Below are 15,268 nucleotides of genomic sequence, written 5' to 3'. Positions count from 1 at the left end.
CCTGCGCGGCGCGGGAGCGGCCGTGCTCGCGATCGAAGGAGGCGCCGCATGGCAGAGCAGGCCGAGCGAACCGGGGCCGTCGAACTGGCCCGGGTGGTCCGCGGCGGCTTCGTGGAGAGCCGTCACTTCGGGCACGTCGTGGTCGTCGCGCCCGACGGGACCGTCAAGGAGGCCTGGGGCGATCCGGACGTCCTCATCCTGCCCCGTTCCAGCCTCAAGCCCTTCCAGGCACTGGCCTCGCTGACCGCCGGGGCCGCACTGTCAGGCCGGACACTCGCCGTCGCCTGCGGCAGCCACACCGGCGAGCCCTTCCACACCGAGGCGGTCGACACGATCCTGCACGGCTGCGGACTGACGCGCGCCGCGCTCCGCAACGTGCCGGACCTGCCCAGGAACACCGACGCCCGCGATGCGTGGGTGCGTGCCGGACGGGGCCCGGAGCCGGTCACGATGAACTGCTCCGGCAAGCACGCCGCGATGCTCGCCGCCAGCGTCCGCCAGGGCTGGAACACCACCACCTACCCCGAACCCGACCACCCGGTGCAGCGGCAGGTGCGCGACACCCTGGCCCGCCTTTCCGGAGCGGTGATCGACACCGTCGTCGTCGACGGCTGCGGTGCCCCCTGTCCGGCCCTGCCCCTGTCGGGCCTGGCGCGCGCCGGCGCGGCACTCGCCACCGCAGGGCCGGGCAGTCCCGAACGGGCGGTGGCCGAGGCGATGCGGGAGTTCCCCGAGTACGTCGGCGGCACCGGCCACCTCGGCACCCGCTTCGCCCAGCTGGTCCCCGGATCGCTCGCCAAGAGCGGCGCGGAGGGCGTGTTGCTCGCCGCGCTCGGCGACGGCACGACCGTCGCGGTCAAGGCGGTCGACGGCAGTCCGCGAGCCACCACGGCCACCGCCGTCGCCGCCCTGCGCGCGACCGGGCAGCCACTGCCGCCGCTGCCCGAACTCGAAGACGTACCCATCGAGGGCGGCGGCCGCAGGGTCGGTGCCGTACAGATCATGATCGGCCCGTGAGAGGGTCGACGCGCTCTCCGTAGCCGCTTCGATCCCCTCGCTGGAGCGAACCATGGACGAAATCGCCGGCAACGGCGCCGACTTCACCGCATCCATCAACGGCCAGCTATGGCACGTCGCGTGGTATCCACCACCAGACCCGCCCTCGGGTTCGCCACATGGCGCGGAGGCGGTGTGCGTGGCGGGTGACCGGATCGTCGTGGTCAGCCCGGACGGACAGCGATGGGGCCTGCCCGCCGGTCGACCCGAGCGGCACGAGCAGTGGGCGGACACGATGCGCCGCGAGGTCCAAGAGGAAGCCTGCGCCGAGGTGATGCATGCCCGGCTTCTCGGGTTCAGCCGGGGCATGTGCGTACGAGGTCCGCAGGAAGGGCTGGTGCTGATCCGGTCGATGTGGCGAGCGGAGGTGCGCCTGGACCCGTGGGACCCACGCTTCGAGATGGCTCACCGCCGTCTCCTGACGGCGGAGGAGGCGTTCCGGTCCCTGACCATCCCCAGGGGACTTGGCCCCTTCTATCGCCGACTGTTCGCCGAAGCCACCGCGCACCGCCCCGACACCCGAGACCTCTGATCCTCCAGACCATCACTCCTGAACGCGAGCCCACCCGGCCACGCCGCCCCTACCCCCGCGATACCACCCCGAGCTCCGCCCCGCCGGGGCCGCGGTACCGATCGGGACCGCAGTACCGATCGGGACCGCCGCGTCGCCCAGGCCTGCGGGCAGGGCCCGGACCGGATGCCCGCTGACGGGGGGTTCGGTGGTGAGGGCGGTGTGGATCGACGGCTCCAGGAGGCGCCCGACGGCTCCAGGAGGCGCCACGACTTGCTGACGCCCCCGCCGATCACGCAGGTCGTGATGTCGAGGAGGCCCGCCGTGATCAGCAGGGCGCGGGCCACGGCGGCGCCCGCGTCCGTGAACACGGCGCCCGCGTCCGCATCGCCCTGTCCCGCCGCGTCGGCGACCGTCCGAGCGGTGAGGTCCAGCCCGGTGCGCTCGCTGTAGCGGGCGGCGATGGCCCGGCCGGAGGCGAGGGTCTCCAGGTGGCCGCGGCCCCCGCAGGTGCAGGGCAGGTCGCCGAAGCCGGGCACGTGACCGATCTCGCTGGCCGCGCCGTGCGGCCCGTCGTGCAGCGCGCCGTTCAGCCACAGCGCCCCGCCGACCCCGGTACCGAGGGTCATCCCGAGCACGTGCCGTTCGCCCGCGCCGCGCGCCACCTCACCCCGCAGGAACGCGTTGACGTCGTTGTCGAGGAACGCCGGAAGGCCCAGCTCCTTCTCGACCGCCGCCGCCACCGGGAAACCGGCCCAGTCACGGAAGGACCGGCTGGCCACGAGCACCCGCCCCGCAGCCGTGTCCACGACGCCCGCCACGCCGACCCCGACGCCGAGCAACCGTGGGGGCGTACGGCCGAGCAGGTGCCGTACGACGGAGAGCGCGGCGTCGACCATCGCCTGCCCGCCCTCGGCCGCCGGGGTGTGCACCTCGATCCGGTCGGTGACGGCGAGGTCGGCCGTGCACAGGACCGCTTGGGAGGTCGTCCCGCCGATGTCGACGCCCGCGAGTACCTCCGGTGGCGGCGTCACGCGGTGACTCCCCTTCCGTCGGCGGTCGTGGACATCCCGCGCTCCGCGCCGTCGGCGCTGCACCACCGGATCCGGTACGGGCACGGCGGCGACGAGTCGGCGCGTGTACTCCGTGCCCGGGCTCAGGAGGGTGGATCCGGTCGGCCCCTGCTCCTCGACGCACCCTGCCCGCAGCACGACGACGCGCGGCGCGAACTGCTGCACGACGGCGAGATCGTGGGACGCGAACAGGCATGCGAACCCGAGTTCGCGCTGCAACTCGGTGATCACCTTGAGCACGGTCTGCTGCACACTCACGTCCAGTGCGCTCGTCGGCTCGTCCGCGACAAGGAGCCGTGGTTCGAGCACCAGCGCGCGGGGCCAGGCTCACCCGCTGCCGCTGCCGCTGCCGCTGCCGCTGCCGCTGCCGCTGCCGCTGCCGCTGCCGCTGGCCGCCGGAGAGCTCCCGGGGGCCGCGGCCCGCCAACTCCCGGGCAAGTCCGACGCGTTCGAGGGCTTCCGCCACTCTGGCCCGCCGCTCGGCCGTCGGCATGCCGCGCCGGTGCACGTGCAGCGGCTCGGCCACGCACTGCGCCACGCTCATCCGCGCGTCAAGCGAGGCGACCGGGTCCTGCAGCACCACGCCCATCCCGGAGAGCAGGCGGCGGCGCGCACACCCCTGGGCCCGGCGCAGGTCGGTGCCGAAAATCGACACCGAGTCGCTGGACGGCGGGACCAGACCGAGCGCCACCCTGGGCCACCGTCGACTTGCCGGAACCGGACTCGCCCACGAGGCCGACGGTTTCGCCCGGGTTCACTGGACCGGATCCAGGCCCGCCGCCAGGGGAGCAGCCGATAGGGGAGCAGCCGCTGGGGGAGCGGGGTCCTCCTCGGGTTCGGCGACCCAAGGCGCGGTACCGCCGCCAACAGCCGCCTGGTGTACGGGTGTGTGGGCCGCAGGGGACCGCGAGGTCAACGGGCTCCCCGTACATACGGATTACGACGGGCCCGGCCAGGACCGGGTGTGCTTCTGGAAGAAGATCGCTCCCTGATCCCTGCCCTGTCCTTACCTGCCTTGCCCTTACCTGCCTTGCCCCTCCCTCCGGCTAGCTGCCGCCGTTCGACGGGCCGAAGAACTCGATCTCGGCTATGGAGAGTTGTTTGTCGTCGGAGGCCGCATAGGACGAGCGTACGGTGAACCGGACCGCGCTGACGGAGCCGACCTTGAAGGGGCGGAGTTGGCCTCCCGCGCCCTGGTCGAGGGTGAGGAAATGGGTCTCCTTCTTACCGTCGGGCTTGGTGATGGTCGCTTCCACGCGGTGCGGTAGAGCTGACTTCGACAGCTGGTCGGCTCGGGCGGAGATGCCCGGCGTGATGATGACGTCGAGGAGGCGGGTGGGCTGTTCGAAGCGGGCTTCTACCCATTCGCCCGCACCGGATTGGTTCACCCCGGGGCCCCACCACGTGTTGTTGAGCTTGTCGAAGGCCAGTTGGGGTTTGTGGCCCGGGAAGGAGCGCGAGGCTTTGACCGAGTTGGGGGCGGCCGGGGCCCGCTTGGCGAAGTGGTCGCGCACCGCGTGGTAGGCCGTGTTGGCGTTGAGTGCGGCCACGGCAAGGAGCCCCAGGACGACAGCTCCGACGATCCAGTTGAAGATGCGGCCGAAGCCGCGGCGCAACCGGGGCCGGTCTCCGGCCCAGGGTGTTTCCTCGTTACGGGAGTTGAGCAGGCGGCGCCACCAGGGCCGCGGGCCCACCGGTGGTGCGGCGTCCTCATGACGGGACATCGGCATGGCGCAGCTACCGCAGAAATGCCGATCGGGGCGATTGGGGGTGGCGCACCAGGGGCAGGGCACCCCGCCGCGTTCATCCGACTCCCTTGCTGGGGCGCGGACTTGGGGGTGGTCCGCATCCGGACGGCCCGGTAGGACTGGGGTCACCGATGGGGGTGGCGACTGCGGGGAGTCCGGGTCTTCGACCGGTACGAGGAGGGAGCGGGCCCGCGCCACCGTGTCATCCGGGTTCGTCGGCGGCGTCGGCGGCGCCGGTGGGGTCGACGGGACCGGTGCGTCGGCCCCGTCGGCCCCGTCGGCGCCGCTCGGGGGAGTACCCATGTCCGCCTGGTCCTGGCCGCTGGGTGCCGGGCCGGTCGTCGCCGTCCCCGCCGCCTCCGCGCCCACCCTGGTCCCGACGCCTCCCGCGGTTTGCGCGGCCTGCGTGGTCTGCGCGATCTCCGGGGGCTCCGCGTTCACCGGCTGCTCAGCCGTCCAGCCGAGGACCGCGCCGCAGGAGTCGCAGAAGGACTGGCCGGGCTCCGCTCGTACGCCGCAGTCCGGGCAGTTGAGGGGGCCGTTCCGTCCGGCGCTCCGCCCGGACCCGGTGCCGGAGGTCTGGCTGTTCATTGTTCCGTGCTCCTCTCTGCGGTGGTCACCTGGACCGTGTAGGGCATGTGGGCGGGGCGGGCGGCGGCCACGAGGGTGTCGAGGCGGTGTTCGTCCGCGGGGGTCGGGGCGGGCAGGCGCAGGGAGACGTGCAGGCGGGGGCGGGGTTCGCCGGGGATGGCGCCGCGTGGGCGCACGCTCCAGGCAGCGGCCCCGCTCTCGGTGATCTCCGGTGTCACGCCGAACGCGAGCCGTATGGTCTCGGAAAGGCCGCGGCGGGTGCCGCGGATGCGGTGGAGCTGGGCCGCGACCTCGACGGCCGCGCGCAGACGGTGCTCGGGTTCGCTGCCGTCGGTCTCGGCGCCCACCCAGGCGCCGAGCCAGCGGGTGAAGTCCGCCGGGGCGAGGGCGGGCGTGAAGTAGGAGTCCAGGCAGTCCAGGACGTTCAGGATGGGCGCGACGACCTCGTCGAGTCCGGCCACGAAGTGCTGCGCCAGTTGGTCGTCGGCGAAGATCGCGGGCAGTGTCAGGCCGAGCGGCGCGGAGGAGCTCAGGCCGTCGATGGACCCTCTCATGTGCCGTCTCCGATCACGCGCACCCGGTGGTCGTACGAGAACACCAGGGCGGGCGGTTCGAGGTCGATGCGGTCGGTGGGGTCGCCGCGTTTGCCGGTCAGCGGGTCGGCGGGGTGCAGGCGGACCTGGTCGACGAGTTCCACACCGGGGACGCGCTGCAGCACGGCGTAGATCTCCCCGGCCTGGACCCGGCGTCCGAAGGGCCAGCCGGTGCCGTCGGCGCCGCCGGTCAGCGGGTCGAGGTGGCGGTAGAGGGCGTCGTGCGCCCGGCGCCGTACCCGGTCGGTGTCGACGCCGGGGAAGGCGTGCACGGTGGCCACGACCGTGACGCCTTGGTAGTACGGCGGACCGACCGCGAGCCGGGTGCCGATGAGCCGCCGTTCGTCGAGGTGGCGGGTGATGCGGCGCAACAGGGCCTCGCCAGGGACCAGTTGCTCGAAGCGCAGGCGGCCCCCGGGGTCGGGGACGGCCTGCGGCACCACCAACACCCGTACCGCATAGGCGCCGTGCTCGCTCTCGTCGCCCTCCAGGCAGGTGATGCGGGCGGTCTCGGGCGCGGCGCGGCGGGCCAGCTCCTCGTAGTCGCGCAGGGTGACGGCGCGCTCCTGGGCGCGCAGCGAGATGGGGGCGCGGGTCTTGGCCTCCTCGACCGTCTCACCGTCGACGCCGCCGCGCGCCGCCTCCCGGTTGACCACTTCGGAGACGTACGGGACAGAGTCGCGCAGGACCTGCACGGCGCCCCGGGCCACGTTCCCGGCCCGGCCCCCGCCGATCCGGTAGCGGCGGGCGCGCAGCACGGCGCCCTTGGCGGGCAGCGCTCCGAACTGCCGCAGCGAGCCGTCGGGTTCCCGCACCGCGGGCCCGAAGGCGAGCTCTCCGGTGGCGGCGTCAAGGGTGATGTGCCGGTCGTCGGGCCCGGAAGCGGCGAAGTGGGGCACGACCTGCCAGTCCTGCCAGCCCTCGCCCTCGGAGCTCTGCAGCAGCACGGGCGGGTCGTCGCCGACCACGGGCGCATGGGCGAGCCGCAGCCGCTGGCCGGGCAGGCCGGTGGCTTCCCCGAGCGCCTCGTCGTACACGGGCTCGGCGTGCACGGCGCGGGTGGTGCCGCCGAGCGTGCACGCCTCCGCGGAGCGCACGGTCGGCGAGGTGGTGTAGAAGGGCTGTTCCGTCCGGGGTTCGGTGACGCGGCAGCGCAGCCAGCCCGCCTGCTGTCCGCCGGTACGCGATGCGGCGTGGCCGCCGGGGACGTGCAGGACCACCTCGCCGGGCCGGTTGAGGCCGCCGGTGCCGTCCCGGTCGACCTCGCAGGCCGCCCAGCCGTCCTCCGTCCACGCCTCCCAGACCAGCGGGGGCTGCCGCGGATCGACGCCGACGCCGTCGACGCGGCTGTCGAGTTCCAGGGCGATCGCGCAGTGCGGCACGGCGGCGCTCAGGCCGAACAGCAGACAGTCGCCGGGCCGCGGCGCCTCCGCGAAGCACATCAGGTCCTTGCCCTCGGCCAGATCGGTGGTCCGGTCGGTGACCCGCTGCCCCTGGTGCTGCACCATCAGGTGGCGTAACTCGCAGGGTACGACGGTGAGTTCGCGCTCGGTGGCGAAGACGACTGCCTCCTCGCTCTCCGTACGCAGGGTGGCGACCTCGGTGCCGACCGGAAGGAGCACGGCCTCCTCCTGCGGGGCGGACAGCCAGAACGTGACGTCGGTACGGGCGGCCGACGGCGGGAACAACGTGATGCCGATCAGGTCGAGGAACGCCAGATGGTTCTTCTCCGGCACCCGGTTGAGCCGGTAGACGATCTGGTCGGCCATGTGCGCGACCGTCTCGACGAGCGTGATGCCGGGGTCGGAGACGTTGTGATCCGTCCACTCCGGTGCGCGCTGCTGAATGTAGCGCTTGGCGTCGTCGACGAACTGCTGGAAGCGACGGTCGTCGAGGTTCGGGGAGGGCAGTGTCATCAGTCTTCGCTCTCGCTTTCCACAGACGTGCCCGCGCCGGAGGTGCCCGTGCCGCCCGCGGTCATGTCGCCCTCACCGGGCCCGCCCGGCTCGTCGTGGGAGGGGATGACGTAGAACGGGAAGACCAGGCTGCGCGGGTTGTTGGTGCCGCGGATCGCATAGCGCACGTCGATATAGAGCACGCCCAGGTCGGCGCCCGCGGTCACCTCGACGTCATTGACCTCGATCCGCGGCTCCCAGCGGTCGAGCGCCGCGTACACCTCGTGCTGGATACGGCCCGCGGTGGCCTCGTTGACCGGTGCGAACACCAAGTCGTGGATGGCACAGCCGAATTCGGGGCGCTGCGGCCGCTCTCCCGGCGCGGTGGCGAGCACGAGGCGGATGGCCTCCTCGATCTCCAGCTCTCCGCTGACCAGGGCGATGCCCCCGGTGGGCCCGATCCGCAGCGGAAACCCCCAGCCGGACCCGACGAACTGCTCGGCCATCAGCGAGCCACTTCCCTTCTCCACACGCACTGCCGTGCCCTCACGGGATCTCACGGGATCGGATACGGCTTGTTGTTCACCAGGACCACCCCGTTGATCAGGTGGGTGGCGGCGCGCAGGCCCAGGTTGGCGGCGGCCTGGAGCTGCACCGTCCCGCCCGCGTTGACCGTCGCGGCGCCCCCGGCGGCGATGGACGCGGCGCCCGCGGCCCGGAGGCTCACCGCTCCCGCCGCGTTCACGTTGACGAGCCCGCCGAGCGAGCCGAGGGTGACCGCCCCCTGGCCCTGCAGCGTGAGCGGGCCGCCGCTGCGGATGGAGACGGCCTGTCCGCCGCGCAGGTCGAGCCTGCCGCCCGCGTCCACGGAGACCGCGCCGCCCCCCTTGATCCGGACCGCCCCCTTGCTGGTCACGGTGATCTCGGTCTTGGTGCGGTCCAGGTTGATGGTGAGCTTGTCGTCGCCGCTGGCGACGCGGACGCCCTGTTTACGGCTGCGGGACTGCTGGCTGAGCAGATCGACCCGGTTGCCCTGGCGGTCGGACAGCGTGTGCCGGACGGCCTTCTTGCGTACGCCGTCGTGCAGCGGGACGTCCTTGACGGGCGTCGGCTTGTCCCGGCCGTTGTAGAGGCCGCCGATGACGAAGGGATGGTCCAGGGCCCCACGGTCGAAGGCGACGACCACTTCGTCGCCGACGTCCAGGGGGAAGATCCCGCCGCCCGCGGTGCCGCCCAGCTGCACGGTGCGGGTCCAGTCGCTGACGTACGTCTCGTCGAGCCAGGGGAACTGAAGCTTCACCCGCCCCTGCTTGAGCGGATCCTGTACGTCGGTGACCAGGGCGCCCGCCACGCTGGGCAGTTTGGCCGCGGCGGCACCGTCACCACCGGAGGTCAGGCCGTACAGGGAGCGCCACTGGCGGCCGCTGACGGTCACCCAGGTCTGGTACGGAGCGTCATCGGAGAAGACATGCCGTACGGATGTGGCCGTGTACTTGCCCTCGAAGGGAACGCCCACGTCCCTGAGCGTCACCGGAAGGCCGGGGCGCAGCGCGGGATTGCCGCGGGCCGTGACCTCCAACTCGGCGAAGGACGAGGTCAGATCGTCGGCCAGGGAGTCCGTCGCGTGTTTGACCTCGGACTGCTTGTCGTACGGCATCCGGGTCTCGACGAGTTTCTGCGCGGTGAACGCCTTGGCGGCCTCCGCGGGCTGCTGCCCGATGGCGACGGACCGCGTGCTTGTGGCGGTGGCCGTGGCGGTGACCGCCTTCTTCGTGGTGACGTCCCAGCCGCGCGACTCGACCTTGCCGATCTGCTCGGCGGCGGAGATGGCCGCCCGGCAGCGCAGCACGTCCTTGCCCGCGTGCAGCACGAAGGGGCTCTTGTCGCCCTCCATGCTCGTCGGCGGCGCCTTGGCCGCGGGGTCCGGCTTGACGAACCGGAACTTCCCCCGCGCGTCGAGGGACATCACCATCCCGTTCTCGTCCGCGAGACGGGAGAGGAAGTCCCAGTCGGACACGTTGGCCTGGCTGATGAACTCGTACACCGTCCGGGTGGCCGTCACCTTGCCCAGAGGGATGCCGCTCTGCCGGGCCAGTTTGCGGGCGATGTCGGAGGCGGTCTGGTTGCGGTACGCGGCGACCCGGCGCTGCCGCATCAGGCGGTGGCCCTTGTCGTAGCCGCGGATGACGGTGAAGGTGCCGGTGCCGTCGTAGTCGCTCTCCATGCCGGTGACCTCGCCGGTGATCAGCGGCTGCTGCGCGCCACGGCCGTCCGCGACGGGCGCGATGACGACCTTCGTGCCGAACCTGACCTTCTGCTCGCCGAGCAGCCGCCCGTGCGGATCGCGGAAGGTGAGCTGGAACGCGCCCGGCACTCCGGCCCCCAGGTCCACCCACGCGTCGACGAGGTCGTCGGCGACCTTGTCGGGCAGCTTGGCCCCGCCCAGCTTCACGTGCACGACATTGGAGAAGGACGCCTTGGTCATCAGAGATCCCCCACTTCCTCGGCGGCAGGAAGGACGAGTTCGGCCCCGGTGGGCAGCCGGGCCGGATCGTCGATGTCATTGGCCCGCGCGATCGCGCGCCACGCGGTGGCGTCCCCGTACTCCCGCCAGGCCAGGGACTGCAGCGAGTCGCCCGCGACGACCCGGTGCACGCGCTGCGCGGTGAGCGCGCCCGACGTCGGGTTCTGGCTCTTGGCCTTGGTCGGGATCTCGTGCAGCCGCACCTGACAGGTGGCCCGGATCGGCACCCCGGTCGTACCGAACAGGGAGTACGTGGCGTCCACCGAGGACACATACGCGGTGAACCGCGCCGTCTTGAACGACCCCCACTGGAACACCACCCACGGCGTGGAGGGCTGCTTGGCCGCGATGCTCTTCCGCGTCACCTCGCAGCAGGAGAAGAGCGACTCGACCTTCTTCATGACGCCATTGCCGCTGGGCTTGTCGGAGGAGTCGAGGAAGATCTCCACGGTCATCTCCCGCGGCTCGGGCCCCATGAACTCCGGTACGGCGCCGTCGCGCACGGCGGCGGTCGGCGTGGTCTTCCACTGGGCGCGCCGACTGAGCGCCAGCTGCGACGGGTTGAAGTCGAAGGAGAAGTTCTTGATCAGCGCGCCCGGTGTGGTGCTCTGCCCGATCGGCGGCTCGTGAATGGCCAAGGAGGCCCGCACCAGACTCTTGCCCGCACCGCCCCTGGCGCCCCTGCCACCTCTGCCTGCCATGTGCTGCTTCCCCTTTGCTGCTGGTGCTGGTGCTTGTGGTCCTGCTGGTCAGTCGTACGGCTCAGTCCGTGAATCCGTGGTGGGTGATCTCCAGAACTTCCGTCGCCACACCGGGACTTGACGGATCGAGCCGTGGCCCCTGCCAACTGACCGGCAGTACGTCGATCAGGCCCCAGCGGGCCACCTCGGTGCCGTCGGCGCGCAACGCGGCGATCTGGGCGGTCGGCCGGGTGACCCCCGTGGTGATCGAGGAGATCCACGCCGCTACTTTGGCGGTGTCAGGGGTCAGCGGCCGGGTCAGACGGATGGTGGCGAAGGTCACCCGCGACGGCAGCTGCCAGACGAACCCGTTGTTGCCGCCTTCGTGACGCTGCTCGATCTCCACCGAGGAGGACAGTCCCTCGCACCCGTTGAAGTAGCCCAGGCTCTCCCCGTCGATGGTCAGGGTGAAGAAGACGGTGGAGGCCGGGTCGAGATCGCTGGGCATCCAGCTGCCTTTCTGGGTTCGGGAAGCGGGCCAAGGGGCGGTCGGCCAGTCGGTCAGTGCCGTGGGTCGCGCAGCTGTCCGATGCGCTCCCGGTCGAGCCGGAGTTCGGTCCGCAGCTTCCGGGTGATCCTTCCGATGAGCCGGTGGGTGAGTTCGTCGAGCTGGAACTCAGTGAGGGCTCGTGGGTCGAACTCTCCGTCGGGGATGGGGGTGTACGGGGGTGGGGGTGTCGCCGTCGCCGTCGCCGTCGGCGTCGCTGTCGACGTCGATACGGCTTCGGTGTAGGACGGTGGAGCTGTGGGTGGGGCTGTGGGTGGTGCTGTGGGTGAGACGCCCTGGGATGACGGGTCTGTGGCTGGGGTGTCAGACGTGTGGGTCGTCGCAGGGGCTTTCGCCCGGGCCCGGGGTGCGCGCCGTGCCCGCCGTTTGAGCTGGACTGTGGGGAGTACGGGCGTTTCGGTGTCCGTGGGCGGGGGGACGGCGGGGGTGGCCTCAGCGCGTTGCACGGGGTGTGCGGCCGGTGGGGTGCTTGGGGCGGTTTGACCTGACAGCGGGACGGTCGGGGGCGGTTTTGCGGTGTGGCGGGGTGCTGAGGGCGCGAGAACGGTCGGAGAGTCGGCGCTGGTGCTGCGTCGTAGGGGTACGGCTCGGCGTACGGCCGGGGTTTCCGTACAGCTGGCGTCGGCGGGGCGACGGGGCTTGGCGGTTGTGGTGCTGCCCTCGCAACGCTGCACGGTGCGAGCGGTGGGTTGTACGGAGGGTCGGGCGTGCCGAACTCGACGCAGGGGCACGGCGGTTGAGGGTTGAGGGGTCGGACGCGAGCCTGCGACGGGCGGGGCAGGTGAGTACGCCAGCGAGGGGGTCAGCGCACGCGCGGAGGCGAGCGGGCGCACGGAACGGGGCGCGAGCCGCTGGCTGGGGCTGGGGCCGGGGCTGGTTTCGGGGCTCGGGCCCTGGGCCTCCTCGCCGTTCACCAGCGGTGCTTGGCCCGGTGCCGTCACTTCGTTCGCACCCGGCCGCATAGCCTGGTCGACCCGCCTGTCCGCCCGCTCGGTCCGCGCCTTCCGCTCGGTCCGCGCCTTCCGCTCGGCCTGCGCCGTGGGCTCGGGCGTCATTCCCGTCTTCCCGGTCCTCCCCGTCCTTCCCGCCTTCCCTGTCTTGCCGGTCCTCCCAGGAGCCTTCTGTACGGGGGTCGTTGGCCGTGGGGTGGATCCGGGTTCGGTCGCCGAGCTGCGCCGTACGCCCACAGGGGCGGGAGAGGAGGGCGTCCCCTTGCCCTCCGTGGCCGTGCGCCTTCCGGCAGCCCGTGCCGAGAGGGTGGCCGGTGCCGGCAGGTCCGCCGGACCAGCGGCCGCCGCGTCGCTCGCCGCCCGGCTGTCCGGACCTGGAGACGTCGACGACGGGGCGCCTTGTACAGGGCCCGCCACGGGGTGCACCGTGGGCGGACCGGATCGTCCCGGCTCGGTCGACAGCGGGGCGGGCCGAGTTGTCTCCGCCGAGCCCTTGACCGGGGCCAACTGACCGGCCCGAGCAGGGGTTTCCCTGCTGCCCGGCCCTTCGGGTGCGCCGTTGCCCGGCCCCTCGGGTGCGCCACGCCCCAGGAGTGGCCTGGCGTCCGCAGGCGGCGCCGCAACGGGCGCGCCAAGGAGCGGACGGCTGCGGGGGCGTGCCTCGCGCGCGATCGGCGGCGGTTCGCCCGACGCGGGGGTGCCGAGCCCCGTCGCCGTCGGCCCGGCAGCGTCTCCGCCCGGAGCGCTCCTCGCGTCGGTGCGCTGGGCTCTTGGCGGCGCACTCCTCTGCACAGGTGCCGACTGCTGCCTCGCGTCCGAAAGCGGGTCCCGGGTCGGGGCCGTAGCCGGAGCCGAAGGTGAGTCCGGACCAGACGCCCCGCCGCGCCGCGACGGCAGGGCATGGGGAGCGGCGGCCGGGGCTGCGGCAGCCTTCGCCCCCGCGTGACCGGACGCGTGACCGGACGGGTGACCGGACGCATGGTGCGGCCGATGCGGCGTCGGGCCCTTCGGTGACGTGATCTCGGCCGTCCCGGGTACGACGGAGCCCAGGCTCTCGACCGAGGGAGGAGCGACCGTACCCGCCGACATCTCGATCACCGGCTCCACCGACGAGGACGAAGACGAAGACGCGCCCGACCCCTTGGCCGAAGCCGTGAACGGGACGGCCGAATCCGCCCCGGGCGCGGCACCCGGCTCCCATGTCACGGGAGTAGGAGCCACCGGCAGCGACCGCCGCTGCACGGCAGCTGCGCGCCGCGCCTTGAGCATCGCCTTGCCCGCCGGACGGCGCACCGCCCTGGTCTGCACACGAGAGTCCGGCGAGCTCTGCTCCACCGCCACCGCCTGAGCGTCCGGGCTCCGCTCCACCGCCCCCGCCACCGCTGCCGACCGAGCCTTCGCCGCCGACCGCAACGCCACGGGCAGCACCGCCCCTGTCATCGCCCCGGCCTCCGTCGTTCCCGGCAGATCCGCCGCGCGCTCCGCGGATGCCGCCGGTACGGGACTCACCTCAACTCCCCTCTGGGGCACGACCGTTGGAAACGAAGCCCGCGCCGCCCGCTGCACCGACGGCACCGCCGACCGAACACCATCCGGCCCACTGACCCCGACGCCCCCGCCACTGCCATCCCCGTACGCCTCTCCGTACGCCACGACAGGCAAGAACCGCGAAGGCGCTTCAAGTCCGAAAACGGGTGTCCCGGCCACAGACGGCACCATCGAGACCACCCCACCCGGCGCCCCATCGAGCACCGCATGGGACAAGGTCCCCCCGAAGCTGGGGTTCTGCCACGTGGACAGGCGGTGGCCGAAGCCGGTGTCCGCGACCGGCGCCGTCGCCCGGGCGGTGACCCGTTGCAGGGGCGGCAGCCCGGACCAGCCCGCGGCGTGGGCACCGTCAGCCGATCCCGTCGGCTCGGGCGGCGCAGGCGCCGGGCCGTCCGCATGCGGCTGCCCGGAGTCGGCCGAAGCCGACCGACTCCGACCCACGCCGCCCCTGAGTCGTCCCAGAAGTCCCATGCCGCCCGTCACCCCTCCGCCGAAGCGCGGGTGACGAGGTCCGCGATCTGCTCGGTGTACGCGCGGCGGTCGTGGTGTTCGAGGTCCAGGATGTCCTCCAGGCTCCAGTGGAAGTGGTAGGCGACGTACGCGATCTCCGCGTGCAGCCGGTCGGTCGCGTACGTCACGATTCCCCCAGGCGGCTCCCGCCGAGCTCGACCTCGAACGGCTGCTCGCAGTGCGGGCAGGTGACGCCCGCGCGGGTGTGGCCCTCGGCGTTGATCTGCCGGTAGAAGTCCTGCAGGAACGCGAGGTCGGAGGCGAACAGGTGCTCCACCACCCCGTCGTGCACCGCGGGCAGCGTGCCCAGGCGGGTGATCACGCGGCCGAGCAGCACCACGGACAGGAACGCCGGATTCTCCTGCACCCGCACGTCCCGCAGCGGCACGAGCTCGTCCCGGGCCGTGGCGAGCCGCATCACGCCCTCGCGGTGCACGGCGCCCGACTCGTCGACATAGCCGCGCGGCAGCTCGAAGGGGAACTCCGTACGCAACCGCTGGGCCGCGGGCTCGGCTGCTGGGGCTGGGGCTGGGGTCGCGGCCGGGGCGGGAGCCGTAGCTGCCGTACGCCGCATTACTCGATGACCAGTTCTTCGAAGGTGATGGTCACGGTCTCGGTGAGCGCGGCCGCCTCCCCGGCCTTCACGGTGCTGGTGTCGATCTTGCTGCACCAGGCGTTGCGCAGGTTGTACCGCTTCACCGGGTTGTCCTGGAAGTCCAGCATCATGATCGTGGCGTTCTTACGGGCCGAGTCCATCTGGCCGTTGATGGACTCGTTGATCCACTGGTTGAACGACGCGGACTGCGTCATGCCGCGCACGACCGTGCACGTACCGGCCTTCTTCACCCCCGGAAGCTTCTTGACCATCGCCTTGCCCTGCGCGGAGACCTGGTTGTACTCGATGACGTCCTGTTCGATGCTCAGGCCGTTGACCTCCGCGAGGTACTCGACCATGACGCCGTCGATCTGGAGGCCGAAGTTATGTGAGGTGAGCGCGTCACCCGGCTGGAGACTCATGTCC

The 15,268-nt window shown here is 72.3% G+C and carries 13 protein-coding genes and 2 pseudogenes; 3 read left to right on the top strand and 12 right to left on the bottom strand.

Annotated features, from left to right (window positions below):
• Window positions 1-48: 48 nt before the first annotated feature.
• Window positions 49-1,017, top strand: coding sequence for an asparaginase (locus tag ACWD10_RS11105; RefSeq protein WP_451089345.1), 969 nt, complete (start codon window positions 49-51; stop codon window positions 1,015-1,017).
• 52 nt (window positions 1,018-1,069) lie between these two features.
• The gene (locus tag ACWD10_RS11100) at window positions 1,070-1,588 is read left to right on the top strand and encodes an NUDIX domain-containing protein (RefSeq protein ID WP_451089343.1); all 519 of its coding nucleotides are present in this window, start codon (window positions 1,070-1,072) and stop codon (window positions 1,586-1,588) included.
• A 12-nt stretch (window positions 1,589-1,600) separates the two neighbouring features.
• On the opposite strand, the pseudogene ACWD10_RS11095 reads toward ACWD10_RS11100, so the two are convergent.
• The 9 genes and pseudogenes from ACWD10_RS11095 to ACWD10_RS11055 form a co-directional block, all read right to left on the bottom strand.
• Window positions 1,601-2,601: pseudogene (locus ACWD10_RS11095) on the bottom strand (ROK family protein).
• A gap of 36 nt (window positions 2,602-2,637) precedes the next feature.
• Window positions 2,638-3,407: pseudogene (locus ACWD10_RS11090) on the bottom strand (ABC transporter ATP-binding protein); the annotation flags it as partial.
• A gap of 279 nt (window positions 3,408-3,686) precedes the next feature.
• The gene (locus ACWD10_RS11085; protein ID WP_451089341.1) at window positions 3,687-4,979 is read right to left on the bottom strand and encodes an NADase-type glycan-binding domain-containing protein; all 1,293 of its coding nucleotides are present in this window, start codon (window positions 4,977-4,979) and stop codon (window positions 3,687-3,689) included.
• Window positions 4,976-5,533: a phage tail protein gene (locus tag ACWD10_RS11080; RefSeq protein ID WP_451089339.1), complete on the bottom strand. Its 558-nt coding sequence runs from the start codon at window positions 5,531-5,533 to the stop codon at window positions 4,976-4,978. Before ACWD10_RS11080 ends, ACWD10_RS11085 begins: the two co-directional genes overlap by 4 nt.
• A complete protein-coding gene (locus tag ACWD10_RS11075) occupies window positions 5,530-7,488 on the bottom strand; it encodes a putative baseplate assembly protein (RefSeq protein WP_451089337.1) in 1,959 nt (652 codons plus the stop codon). The genes ACWD10_RS11080 and ACWD10_RS11075 overlap by 4 nt, the downstream gene beginning before the upstream one ends.
• Window positions 7,488-7,973 carry a GPW/gp25 family protein gene (locus ACWD10_RS11070; RefSeq protein WP_451089679.1) on the bottom strand — a complete coding sequence of 162 codons (486 nt, stop codon included), beginning with the start codon at window positions 7,971-7,973 and terminating at the stop codon, window positions 7,488-7,490. The genes ACWD10_RS11075 and ACWD10_RS11070 overlap by 1 nt, the downstream gene beginning before the upstream one ends.
• Window positions 7,974-8,023: 50 nt before the next feature.
• Window positions 8,024-9,952 (bottom strand): VgrG-related protein, encoded by a 1,929-nt coding sequence (locus ACWD10_RS11065; protein WP_451089335.1) that lies wholly within the window; start codon window positions 9,950-9,952, stop codon window positions 8,024-8,026.
• Entirely contained in the window at window positions 9,952-10,692 is a 741-nt protein-coding gene (locus ACWD10_RS11060) for a CIS tube protein (protein WP_451089333.1), read from the bottom strand. The genes ACWD10_RS11065 and ACWD10_RS11060 overlap by 1 nt, the downstream gene beginning before the upstream one ends.
• Before the next feature lie 61 nt (window positions 10,693-10,753).
• Window positions 10,754-11,179, bottom strand: a complete 426-nt coding sequence (locus ACWD10_RS11055) for a phage tail protein (protein WP_451089331.1) — start codon at window positions 11,177-11,179, stop codon at window positions 10,754-10,756.
• 2,025 nt (window positions 11,180-13,204) lie between these two features.
• Between ACWD10_RS11055 and ACWD10_RS11050 the strand changes: the two genes are divergently transcribed.
• The gene (locus tag ACWD10_RS11050) at window positions 13,205-13,537 is read left to right on the top strand and encodes a hypothetical protein (RefSeq protein WP_451089329.1); all 333 of its coding nucleotides are present in this window, start codon (window positions 13,205-13,207) and stop codon (window positions 13,535-13,537) included.
• Between the two features lie 679 nt (window positions 13,538-14,216).
• Here the strand turns inward: ACWD10_RS11050 and ACWD10_RS11045 are convergent.
• The 3 genes from ACWD10_RS11045 to ACWD10_RS11035 are packed head-to-tail and all read right to left on the bottom strand — an operon-like array spanning window position 14,217 to window position 15,264.
• Window positions 14,217-14,375 (bottom strand): DUF6760 family protein, encoded by a 159-nt coding sequence (locus ACWD10_RS11045; RefSeq protein WP_451089327.1) that lies wholly within the window; start codon window positions 14,373-14,375, stop codon window positions 14,217-14,219.
• Window positions 14,372-14,821: a hypothetical protein gene (locus tag ACWD10_RS11040; protein WP_451089325.1), complete on the bottom strand. Its 450-nt coding sequence runs from the start codon at window positions 14,819-14,821 to the stop codon at window positions 14,372-14,374. Before ACWD10_RS11040 ends, ACWD10_RS11045 begins: the two co-directional genes overlap by 4 nt.
• Window positions 14,821-15,264, bottom strand: a complete 444-nt coding sequence (locus ACWD10_RS11035; RefSeq protein WP_451089323.1) for a phage tail protein — start codon at window positions 15,262-15,264, stop codon at window positions 14,821-14,823. The genes ACWD10_RS11040 and ACWD10_RS11035 overlap by 1 nt, the downstream gene beginning before the upstream one ends.
• Window positions 15,265-15,268: the final 4 nt, after the last annotated feature.

This window comes from Streptomyces sp. NPDC002851, from assembly GCF_053591935.1.
This window is presented reverse-complemented; position numbering and strand designations above follow the sequence as displayed.

Excerpts from the sequence above, each read along its gene's own strand:
- ACWD10_RS11040 (WP_451089325.1), bottom strand. The coding sequence starts at position 14,821 with ATGCGGCGTACGGCAGCTACGGCTCCCGCCCCGGCCGCGACCCCAGCC.
- ACWD10_RS11065 (WP_451089335.1), bottom strand. The coding sequence starts at position 9,952 with ATGACCAAGGCGTCCTTCTCCAATGTCGTGCACGTGAAGCTGGGCGGG.
- ACWD10_RS11060 (WP_451089333.1), bottom strand. The coding sequence starts at position 10,692 with ATGGCAGGCAGAGGTGGCAGGGGCGCCAGGGGCGGTGCGGGCAAGAGT.
- ACWD10_RS11100 (WP_451089343.1), top strand. The coding sequence starts at position 1,070 with ATGGACGAAATCGCCGGCAACGGCGCCGACTTCACCGCATCCATCAAC.
- ACWD10_RS11055 (WP_451089331.1), bottom strand. The coding sequence starts at position 11,179 with ATGCCCAGCGATCTCGACCCGGCCTCCACCGTCTTCTTCACCCTGACC.
- ACWD10_RS11070 (WP_451089679.1), bottom strand. The coding sequence starts at position 7,973 with ATGGCCGAGCAGTTCGTCGGGTCCGGCTGGGGGTTTCCGCTGCGGATC.
- ACWD10_RS11075 (WP_451089337.1), bottom strand. The coding sequence starts at position 7,488 with ATGACACTGCCCTCCCCGAACCTCGACGACCGTCGCTTCCAGCAGTTC.
- ACWD10_RS11035 (WP_451089323.1), bottom strand. The coding sequence starts at position 15,264 with ATGAGTCTCCAGCCGGGTGACGCGCTCACCTCACATAACTTCGGCCTC.
- ACWD10_RS11105 (WP_451089345.1), top strand. The coding sequence starts at position 49 with ATGGCAGAGCAGGCCGAGCGAACCGGGGCCGTCGAACTGGCCCGGGTG.
- ACWD10_RS11080 (WP_451089339.1), bottom strand. The coding sequence starts at position 5,533 with ATGAGAGGGTCCATCGACGGCCTGAGCTCCTCCGCGCCGCTCGGCCTG.
- ACWD10_RS11085 (WP_451089341.1), bottom strand. The coding sequence starts at position 4,979 with ATGAACAGCCAGACCTCCGGCACCGGGTCCGGGCGGAGCGCCGGACGG.